The organism is Priestia endophytica, assembly GCF_026790145.1.
In the GTDB taxonomy this organism is placed as follows: domain Bacteria; phylum Bacillota; class Bacilli; order Bacillales; family Bacillaceae_H; genus Bacillus_I; species Bacillus_I endophytica_A.
In genome coordinates this window covers 39079-49716 of sequence record NZ_JALAMS010000016.1, presented here as the reverse complement: position 1 = coordinate 49716, position 10638 = coordinate 39079, and the positions used below count along the sequence as shown (strand labels likewise).

At 35.9% G+C, this 10638-nt stretch carries 8 protein-coding genes and 1 pseudogene; 6 read left to right on the top strand and 3 right to left on the bottom strand.

The genetic code is table 11. The annotated features are described in order from the left end of the window. The first annotated feature begins 369 nt into the window (after positions 1 to 369). The gene (gene ilvD / locus MOC86_RS13710; RefSeq protein ID WP_268584665.1) at positions 370 to 2046 is read left to right on the top strand and encodes a dihydroxy-acid dehydratase; all 1677 of its coding nucleotides are present in this window, start codon (positions 370 to 372) and stop codon (positions 2044 to 2046) included. Positions 2047 to 2185: 139 nt separating this feature from the next. On the opposite strand, the gene poxB is transcribed toward ilvD, so the two are convergent. Both poxB and MOC86_RS13700 read right to left on the bottom strand, forming a co-directional pair. Beyond that, positions 2186 to 3910: a ubiquinone-dependent pyruvate dehydrogenase gene (gene poxB / locus MOC86_RS13705; protein ID WP_268584664.1), complete on the bottom strand. Its 1725-nt coding sequence runs from the start codon at positions 3908 to 3910 to the stop codon at positions 2186 to 2188. A gap of 371 nt (positions 3911 to 4281) precedes the next feature. Next, a complete protein-coding gene (locus MOC86_RS13700) occupies positions 4282 to 4497 on the bottom strand; it encodes a helix-turn-helix transcriptional regulator (RefSeq protein WP_268584663.1) in 216 nt (71 codons plus the stop codon). Positions 4498 to 4660: 163 nt separating this feature from the next. Between MOC86_RS13700 and MOC86_RS13695 the strand changes: the two genes are divergently transcribed. From MOC86_RS13695 to MOC86_RS13675, 5 genes and pseudogenes are all read left to right on the top strand, one after another. After that, a complete protein-coding gene (locus MOC86_RS13695; protein ID WP_268584662.1) occupies positions 4661 to 4837 on the top strand; it encodes a hypothetical protein in 177 nt (58 codons plus the stop codon). Between the two features lie 120 nt (positions 4838 to 4957). Then, on the top strand, positions 4958 to 6124 hold the full coding sequence (locus MOC86_RS13690; RefSeq protein WP_268584661.1) for an FtsK/SpoIIIE domain-containing protein: 1167 nt from the start codon (positions 4958 to 4960) through the stop codon (positions 6122 to 6124). After that, complete coding sequence (locus tag MOC86_RS13685; protein ID WP_268584660.1) at positions 6108 to 6680, top strand: replication-relaxation family protein; 573 nt, start codon at positions 6108 to 6110, stop codon at positions 6678 to 6680. Before MOC86_RS13690 ends, MOC86_RS13685 begins: the two co-directional genes overlap by 17 nt. A 460-nt stretch (positions 6681 to 7140) precedes the next feature. Further along, positions 7141 to 8145, top strand: a complete 1005-nt coding sequence (locus tag MOC86_RS13680; RefSeq protein WP_268584659.1) for an HTH domain-containing protein — start codon at positions 7141 to 7143, stop codon at positions 8143 to 8145. Positions 8146 to 8297: 152 nt separating this feature from the next. Further along, positions 8298 to 8556 (top strand): annotated as a pseudogene (locus MOC86_RS13675) (DUF5412 family protein). Between the two features lie 240 nt (positions 8557 to 8796). Here the strand turns inward: MOC86_RS13675 and MOC86_RS13670 are convergent. Continuing rightward, on the bottom strand, positions 8797 to 9351 hold the full coding sequence (locus MOC86_RS13670) for a MerR family transcriptional regulator (protein ID WP_268584658.1): 555 nt from the start codon (positions 9349 to 9351) through the stop codon (positions 8797 to 8799). Between the last annotated feature and the right edge of the window lie 1287 nt (positions 9352 to 10638).

The window sequence follows — 10638 nt, the reverse complement described above, 5'->3', positions numbered from 1 at the left end:
AAGCGACTTCTTGTCGCACCACAAAACATGTTTACGGAAGTAAAAAGCACAAACCCGTTCAGTAACAACGAGTTTGCGCTTTTTATTTTATATATATTCTTACGCACAGATTTTAAAGTCTAACTGTATTCTTTTCCAACATACAGAGGTTTTCAATCACTACATCTTAAGAAATCAGTAAACTGACTTATATATGCTTATTTCCGTGACATTTTTTAAACTATCGAAATCCTAATATCTATTTAAAAGAAACTTAATAAATTACATAACAGTGTTATTAAGGATACAATTATATTGAGAATAGTGTTACAATATTGAAAAGTTTAAATTTATAGTCATCATAGTGAGACTTAGATGGAGGGATTTATTTTGGCAGAACTACGCAGTAATATGATTAAAAAAGGATTTGACCGAGCACCGCATAGAAGCTTGCTTCGCGCTGCTGGCGTAAAAGAAGAGGATTTTAACAAACCATTCATTGCTGTTGTCAATTCATATATTGATATTGTTCCTGGACATGTACATTTACAAGAGTTTGGGAAGATTGTAAAAGAAGCAATTCGTGAAGCTGGTGGTGTTCCGTTTGAAATGAACACAATTGGTGTAGATGATGGTATTGCGATGGGGCATATTGGGATGCGCTACTCATTACCAAGTCGTGAAATTATTGCTGATTCCGTGGAGACAGTTGTATCAGCACACTGGTTTGATGGAATGGTCTGTATTCCAAACTGTGATAAAATTACACCAGGCATGATGATGGCAGCTATGCGCTTAAATATTCCGACGATTTTTGTTAGTGGTGGTCCAATGGCAGCTGGACGTACAAGTGATGGCCGAAAAATCTCTCTTTCTTCTGTATTTGAAGGGGTGGGTGCTTATCAGTCAGGGAACCTTGATGAGAAAGGTCTTCTAGAGCTTGAGCAGTTTGGATGTCCAACATGTGGATCTTGTTCTGGAATGTTTACTGCTAACTCTATGAACTGCTTAGCAGAGGCACTTGGAATTGCTCTACCAGGAAACGGAACGATTTTAGCAGTGGCACCAGAGCGTAAAGAATTTGTTAAACGCTCAGCTACTCAGTTAATGAAGTTAATTGATTTAGATTTAAAGCCGCGTGATATTGTGACAGAGAAAGCAATTGATAACGCATTTGCCCTTGACATGGCACTTGGTGGATCAACAAATACAGTTTTACATACGCTTGCTCTTGCAAACGAAGCAGGTATAGACTATCCGCTTGAACGAATCAATGAAGTAGCAGCGCGTGTGCCGCATCTTTCAAAGCTTGCGCCAGCATCAGATGTACACATTGAAGATTTACATGAAGCAGGTGGAGTATCTGCTGCATTAAATGAATTATCCAAAAAAGAAGGTACACTTCACCTTGACGTCATGACGGTAACAGGAAAAACACTTGGGGAAAACATCGCTGGTTGTGATGTGAAAGATAATAATGTTATTCATTCAATTGATAATCCGTTCTCAGAAAAGGGTGGACTTGCGGTGTTATTTGGTAACCTTGCTCCAGATGGCGCAATTATCAAAACAGGTGGTGTCCAAGGCGGAATTACTTCTCATGAGGGACCAGCGATTGTCTTTGACTCACAGGATGAGGCTTTAGCAGGTATTGCCGGGGGACAAGTCAAAGAAGGACATGTTGTTGTCATTCGTTATGAGGGTCCAAAAGGTGGACCGGGTATGCCGGAAATGTTAGCACCAACTTCCCAAATTATGGGTATGGGCTTAGGCGCAAAAGTAGCGCTTGTAACAGACGGACGTTTTTCAGGTGCTTCCCGCGGTCTATCTATCGGCCATGCTTCACCAGAAGCAGCAGAAGGTGGACCACTTGCATTTGTTCAAAACGGTGATCATATTGTCATTGACATTGAAAAGCGCACAATGGACGTTCAAGTTTCTGAGGAAGAGTGGAAGCAACGAAAAGCAAACTGGAAAGGCTTTGAACCAAAAGTTAAAACAGGCTATTTAGCTCGTTACTCTAAGCTTGTTACATCTGCTAGCACTGGTGGTATTATGAAAATCTAAATTAATCGATTAAGAGACCCGTTAAAAACTCTAGTAAAACTAGAGACTTTTTAACGGGTCTTTTTTATTCAAGGCTTTGTTAATTGTTCACGTAGTGTTAGAGATGAACCAATGCCTTTCTTCTTTGAACAAGAAACATCTATCGGAATAAATTGCTTTTAGCAAGTTCCACCAGTTTATTGCCGTTTCCATTAAGAACGGCTTTAAGCATCCAGAGTGTGAATCCATTAGCTTGCTCAAATTTAATTTTAGGAGGAAGGGCCAACTCCTGACGGTTGACAAGAACATCTAATAAAACCGGTCCCTTATGTTGAAAAGCTTGTTTTATGGAATCTTCAAGATCAGCTGGATCCTCTACGCGGATTCCTTCAATCCCCATAGCTTGTGCTACAGACGCTAAATTAGGGTTTTCTAACCCCGTTCCAGTCTCCAAATAACCAGCAGCTTTCATTTCAAGTTCCACAAAACTCAAAGAGCTATTATTAAATACAATAATCTTGACCGGTAATTTGTGCTGACGCAGTGTTAACAAATCTCCCATTAACATGGAGAGGCCACCATCACCTGATAGGGCAATCACTTGTCTGCCTGGATTTGCACATTGTGCTCCGATAGCTTGCGGCATCGCATTTGCCATTGTTCCATGGTTGAATGAACCAAGTAGCCTTCTTTTCCCATTCATTTCAAGGTAACGGGCGGCCCATAAGGTTGGCGTTCCAACATCACATGTAAATACAGCATCCTCATCAGCAAGGTCACTTACAATTTTTGTGAGGTATTGAGGGTGGATCGGTGTGTGACCTGGTTTTCCAATTGCGAGTTTATCAAGATCTTTACGAACGTCCTGATAATCTGATACAAATTTATCTAGATGATGGGAATCATGCTGTTCGGTTAGATAAGGAAGTAATGATTCAACTGTATACTTAATATCACCACAAAGACCTAGGGTTAAAGCAGCTCGGCGTCCAAGATGCTCGGGACGAATATCTACTTGAAGAATGACAGCTTTCTTAGGGAAGAATTGTCTGTACGGAAAGTCAGTACCAAGCATTAACAATACATCGCAATCCATCATAGCATGCAACCCTGATGAATAGCCGATGAGACCCGTCAAGCCAACGGAGTAAGGGTTATCATATTCAAGGTGTTCTTTCCCTCTAAGGGCGATAACCATAGGAGACTGTAGTTTATCACACAACTGCATTAACGGTTCATGTGCCCCTTCACAACCAGCCCCACATAACAGTGTGATTTTCTTTCCGTTATTAAGGTATTCAGCAAGCTTCTTTAGTTCAGTATCAGATGGTCGAATGACTGGTTGGGTCACATGCATCACTTGTTCTGGGACAGATTCTTCATCAGATAATGCTGCGACGTCACCAGGGAGAACAAGAACTGAAACCCCTTGTTTAGAGATAGCATGCTGCAATGCAATTGTTACTAAACGAGGCATCTGTTCCGGTCTCGTTATAACCTCACTGAAATGACTACACTCCTTAAAAAGTTGCTCTGGATGTGTCTGTTGAAAATATTCACTTCCAATTTCGTTACTTGGGATATGGGCAGCAATAGCTAAAACAGGAATCCGACTACGATGACAATCGTATAATCCATTGATTAGGTGAAGGTTCCCAGGACCACTACTTCCTGCACAAACGGCAATGCTTTCACCGAGCAGAGAATCAGAACCAGCAGCAAAGGTTGCAACCTCCTCGTGACGAACGCCAATCCATTCAATTTTTTCGGAACGTCTTATAGAATCTAAAACAGCATTTAGTGAATCCCCTACGATTCCGTAAATTCGTTTAACTCCAGCTTGTAATAACGATTCAATCAATAAGTCTGCAATGGTTTGCTTCATTTTTTCCTCCTATGCTTTGCTAGAAATATTGTTTATAACCTATCCATCACTCTTTTTCTTTTAGTATGACCTAGGTCATTAGAAAAATTCTCTATCGCTTTTAGAGGTAAAATAAAAAATCGATTTCTTTGGGATAACAGCTAATGATTGCTGGAGTATTCCTTACACCTTCTACAAACGCCTTTGTCATACTTCTAGTTCTCTTTAGCATATAAACCAAGTGCTAGTACTCTATATAAATAGTCTCTTTTAGAAAATAGTCATACTCATAGCAAAGACCGCCCAATATCCATTAGTATATAAGGCGGTCTTAAGTATATTTATGACATATAACTATTCTTTTTTTCACGACAATATTCCAGTCTGTCATGTTAAATATCAAAAAAGTCATCCACTTTAGCATTACGATCTACTTTTCTAAGTGCTTTCATGAGTTTCTTTAGTGTAGGAGTTGTAGGAGTTCTTCTTCCTTTGCAGATATCACTAATTGTATTACGAGCTAGATTGGTCTCCTTCACTAACCATTCCTGTTTAATTCCTCTCTTATCAAGCCATTTCCCTAACTTCCCTCTCTGTTTGCCACTCATTTCGTTCACTCCATTTTATTCTTGGTTATCAAGCATTATGTACATTTTTTTCCACTCTTATACATGGAATTCGCAACTCTAGTGGAAGAAATTATAGGGACAAGATAAGTTGAACAAGCCATGCAACATACAATCGACTATACCAACTTATAAGGAGGTCTATATGATTACAGTCATGGGAACAAGCATGGTGTTATTTACAGTGATCTATGCGGAGAAAAAAGGATGGGTCGACAAATCAAAAGTAAGAATGATCATGCACGTTGGAATGAATATTGGTATCATGGGTAGCTTACTCTATTTTTTATATACGTTGTCCTCTTTCCTTCCTTTCTTATGACTAGGGTTCCAACCAGCCTAGAAGAGGAAAAGGAATAGGATCATTACGATAAGGAAGGGATTTAGAAGCTTCCTTTTTCGAGGAACTATCTATAGAAGATAAAAAGAAGGAGTGAGAACGATGTGGGAGCTCATAACGATTCCCCTTTTAACGGGGGCTGCTGCTTTGTGGTTTGGCAAAAATACATTCAGCGAGGAACATCGGATCGTCCAGCAGATTTTTGAGCAATATCATATTCACTTCAAAGATGGCAAAAACAACCGGTATCCTCAGCTTGTTCGAGAATGCAAAAGTACGAAACAAATGAAGCTGATTTACCGTACACCTTTAGCTTTAGAAGAAAAAACCTTACGAACGTTACAACAGATTTTATCCGTCACCTTAGATCAAGAAGTGAACATATCGTTCAAGAAATGGCTCATCATTGAGATTTCCAAACATAAAATGCCTTCGTATGTGTCTTATCAAGACGTTCCACATCGAAAAGGATGGATGGTTCCATTAGGGAAAAACCATCAGGGATGGCATTTTCATCATTTTGACCATACACCGCATACCACGATTTCCGGAACGACTCGCTTTGGAAAAACAGTGATGATGAAAGTGATGATGGCGTATCTTATTGAACATCATCCCTGGGATGCTCAATTCATTATTATCGACTTAAAGGGCGGATTAGAGTTTAACCGGTATAAGAATCTTCAACAAGTGAAATGGGTTGCTAATAATCCAAGGGAGGCCTTATATGTCTTAAAACAGATACAGAAGGATATGGAGGAACGAATGGAACGTTTTAAGCGCCAAGAATGGTCTAATATTGTAGACACTCCCCTCTCTCAACGTCTTTTTGTTTTGATTGATGAAGCAGCCCAACTCATGCCGGAAAAATTTATGGAGAAAGAAGAAAAGAAACATTTAGCACACTGTCAATCTATACTTAGTGAAATTGCACGCATAGGAGGCGCTTTAGGCGTTCGATTGGTCTATGGAACCCAATACCCTACCTCAAATGTGTTGAACGGTTCTATCAAGCAAAATGCGGATTTAAAGATTAGTTTTCGCTTAGGAAGTGATTATGCGTCTAAAGTGGCTATTGATTCCTATGGAGCTGAAGCCTTACCTTCGGATATTAAAGGGCGTGCACTGATTAAAACCCACGAGATTAAGGAAGTGCAAGTCCCATACCTTACTCATGATGAGATATGGAAACGGATTGGAGGGTATGAAGTTGCAAAACAAACAGCTGTGCCAAACGAGACAGGAGAAGATTATGTACGTCTTGGATAAGTTGGAATGTATGAGTCGGTCTCAACTACAATACCTCTTCCAATTGAAGAGTGTACGTAATGCAAACCGTGTTCTGTATAACATGATTCCCTTTTTAAACCACAAACGTCTTCATGAAAACATCTATTATTTATCAAAGAAAGGACGCCAACATATTGGATCAGAGAAAACCAAACCTTCTTTAATCCAGCTTGAACATAAAGTGAGACGGAATGATATTTACTTGTATTATGGTTGTCCAAAAGATTGGAAAGTAGAACGACCTAATGAATGGAGGATTCAAGGAGAAAGGTATAAGCTCATTTGTGATGCTCGCTTTTCCCTTCACGGTGTCATTTGTTTTGTGGAAGTGGATCTCAAACAGAAGATGCTCGAAAATAAGAAGAAAATTAAACTGTATCGTTCCCTCTTTCAAGCTCTAGGAGAACAGCAAGCCTTATTAATCTTTTATACGACTACTCAAGTGAGAAAAGACAAAATCTTAACTTGGTGCAAAGAGTATAAAGTTAATGCAGAGATTCTAACAATCGAAGATATTGAAAATTATTTTTTATAGAACTTACAAACGGTATAGATATTAATAGGGACAAATCTCAACTAAGCAGCCCTTATCACACTTTATTTTTCTTTAAGAACTATGTTCTAAAAGAAAATATTATACAAAAAAATAATATCTTTTTAAAGGGATTTGACCAAAATTAGGTCGAATTGACATTGTGTTCATTGCCATAGTTTGCTATAATAACAGCAATTAGACAGTTCGGAACAGAAAAAAGGTTCAAGGCAATCGCAGCGATGTTGGAAGCATCCTGCGACGGCTTACCGTGTCGCACCACGGTAAACACTTACCTCAAACCTTGTTCACATAATTAAAGTTTCTATCTGCATTTTACAGTAAAACTTTAATTATTGCAAGGGTTTATTGTACTCTCTTTATTAAAGGGTGTGTTTACCGGATTTTCAAACGGTAAACATGTCCTTTTTCTTTTTCCGCAAGAAAAGAGGAGAGAAAAAATATGTTAATCTTTAGTGATGATTTTGCCCGTATGCAAAACTATGAATCTTACATAAAAACAAAAGATCAACAGAAACAAATGAAATATAAATTATTAGAAATTGTAGAATCTGTCTTTGGAGATGCTTTTGCTCGTTTGAAATTAGAAACACGTGATGCTATTGATATGATTTGCTTTTTAGCAACGGATAAAGGCTTTGTGTATGCCAAAGACACCTATTTTGCTGAGAAACACAATATTTCTACTCGTACGATTCGTCGTGTTATGAAAGCCTTAGAAAAAGCTGGGAAGATTGTGAAGGCTCATCGTTCTTCTTCTAAACATAATGGTCGAGGTGCAGCCGTTTATTTCTTCGTAAATCACCCTTATTTTGAACACTGGCAACAGTATTTTGACTTTAATGTCCAAACAGATGTCCAAGCAGAAAATGCTGAAAACCCTTGTGAGAGTAAGAATGAAGAGGCCAAAAAAGTTTCTACCTATTATTTACCTAATAATTATATTAAAGATCATTTTATGTGCAAAACCATTCCTTTCATTAAAGGAGTCCCAAAATTAATTAATCAAACCTTTAAAGATGTGTTTAAAGATTCTTTAAGAGATCTTTATTTACGTATTCGTTTGGCTTCTAGAAAAGTAGGTCAATCTTTATCTATAACTCTTTCAAAGAAGAATATTCATTCCATAGCTTATGAATCTATTCAAATTCTTTTTACATACATAAAAACACGTTCTATGAGTTTTGAGGAGCAATGTAAATTAGTATATAGTATCGCTTTGAATAAGTTTAATGATTTAGTTCAAACAGAAAATCCAAATAATAACCTAGATTCTGTAACATCATCACGTAAGATTGTTCGTAAGGAAATGTTACCTGATTGGTTCCAAGAGCAACAAAAGAAAGAAGTTTTAGTAGAAAAAGAATCACAAGCGCAAGATATGTATGAAATGTCACCAGAAGATGAGATAGCAAAAATGAAAGCCATTTTAGCGTTATATACTTAACTAAAGCAATAGGTTATCCCCCCTACTACATACCTGCTTTATCTAAGGAAAATTCTTTGGGTACTAATTTGATAAATAGTAAGAGAAAAGGCTGTAAAAGAGATTGAAAGTATTTTTCTTTGGTTTCCTATTGTTTATTGGCTTTATAGGATATGGATAGATTGCCCACAGGAGATTATCTCTCAGAGAAAAAGTCTCCTGATGGAGTGTATACTTTAAAAGCATATGTAACAATTGGAGGTGCTACAACTTCATTTGCTGTACGTGGTGAATTAGTATTTAACAATAAAGGCAAAAAATATTTACTGGAATTATCGCGAGGACACTGCAGATATTAAATGGATAGATAACAATACAGTAACCATTAATGGACATATACTTAATGCTCCTGATGATAAATTTGATTTTTGAAATCAATAACTCACTTTGGATTGAAGATGAAAAAGTAAGTTATAAGGATGCTTATCTACCTATTCCCTTTTTTGTCTCGTACTAATAAAGCAGTTAAAAGACATAAAAAATCTTTTAAGATTTCTATGCCTTTTAAGCAGTCATATTATTTAAACACTGAGGAAAGACTAACCTGTTAAATGTAAATATGAAAACAGTCTCCTCATGCTTTATAAGTCTCCATCAGTAAATAGTAAATGCTTATTTAGACTTGAATAATTTTTTAAACCATCCAGTACTCTCTTCTTCTTTTCTCTTTTCTAAAGTCTTCTGGATAGATTCTAACAAAACTTGATCCCTTTTCTCTAAACTATTCTCAATATATGTCTGTTGTTGTTTCATCTGTTCTGACAAGTTAATTAACAATTCCTTCATCTCTGTATTTTCATTTTTTAGTTCAATAAAAGCTTCCATAGTTTGTTTATGACGTTCTATAGAACGCTCTAATTCCTCTTGAAGATTCATGACGGTATGCGTCATAGGCTCTCTTTCTGGCACCGAAATTCCTTTTGTAACAGTATTTACAGCATCTTCTAGCGTCACACCTTTTGTTTTGCTAAGAGCTTTGATGCGTTTCATAAGTAAAATATCTCTTTCGAAAAAACCACGTTGATCGTGCTCGTTTCTATGAAAATTATACCCGTTTTCCTCCATAAGACGAGCGTACTTACGCACTGTTCCCTCTTTTATATCTAATAATTCGGCTACTTCTCTTGTCCAGTAAGCCTTTTCTTGGTCAATTGTACTGTTTTCCATAGTATATTCCTCCATTCTTATAATGTAATTCAATTATCAAAAATAATTTATTTTTCTTAGTTTTTTCATGCTTAAAATGTGTTCAATTATTCTATTTATAACGCTGTATAAAACGTTATAAATAAGTTATGTAGTTTGTAACGGATAGCGTCACAAGAGGTTTTTGTATTGTTAGAAATCCTTTATTATCAATGTTTATAAGTCCTTATGGTGCTATAAGAAATATAACGCTGTTTAAAAATAATTAAAATATCTATTTCATAGATGCTTTTGAAAAATACGCGTTATGTAGTTTTGTATGAGACAACAATACTTTCTATTAGTTTTAATTTTAGACGATCTAAATAACACTTTTATCTAAGTTTGGAACTATACTTATAAAAATAATAGATCAGATATTATAATTATAAACGTTTTAACTAAATTTGAACATAAATACAATGTAGAGATAGATAAAAGGTAACCAAATTTAAATAAGTGAGGCTATACAGTGTTGACTTATTTATAACGCTGTATAAAACGCTATAAATAGGTTGTGAAGACTATAACGGGTAGCGTCACAAAAAGAAAATGTATTATATAAACCCTTTATTATCAATGTTTATAAGCTCTTATAGCGTTACGGTAAATATAACACTGATTAAAATATCTATTTCATAGATGCTTCTGAAAAAATACGCGTTATATAGTTTGGTATAACGTGTTTTATGATGTGACAATACTTTCTATTAGTTTTAATTCTGGACGATGTAAATAATACCTTTGTCTAAGTTTGGAACTATGCTCATTAAAAATAATAGATCAGAGCTTATTTTTATAAATGTTTTAATTAAATTTGAACATAAATACACTAGATAAATAGATAAAGACAACTAAATTTAAATAAGTTAGGATATCCTGTACTTGCTTATTTATAACGCTGTAGGAAACGCTATAAACAGGTGATAAAGGCTATAACGGATAGCGTCACAAAAGAAAATGTATTGTGAAAAACCCTTTATTATCAACGTTTATAAGCTCTTATGGCGTTACGAGAGATACGACGCCACTTAAAATCGATTAAAATATCTATTTCATAAATTCTTTTGAAAAAATACGCGTTATATAGTTTTTTATACCGTGTTTTACCTCATTATAGTTTCTGCTACAAAATTTAATTTTGGATCAACTAAATAATAAGGTGGTATGCAAATTTGTTATTTTAGTCTGATTTATATGATTTTTATATAAAAACAATTCATTAAGTCTTTGTTTTCTTATAAAAAGAAGTGTTCAGTGTATAGATAT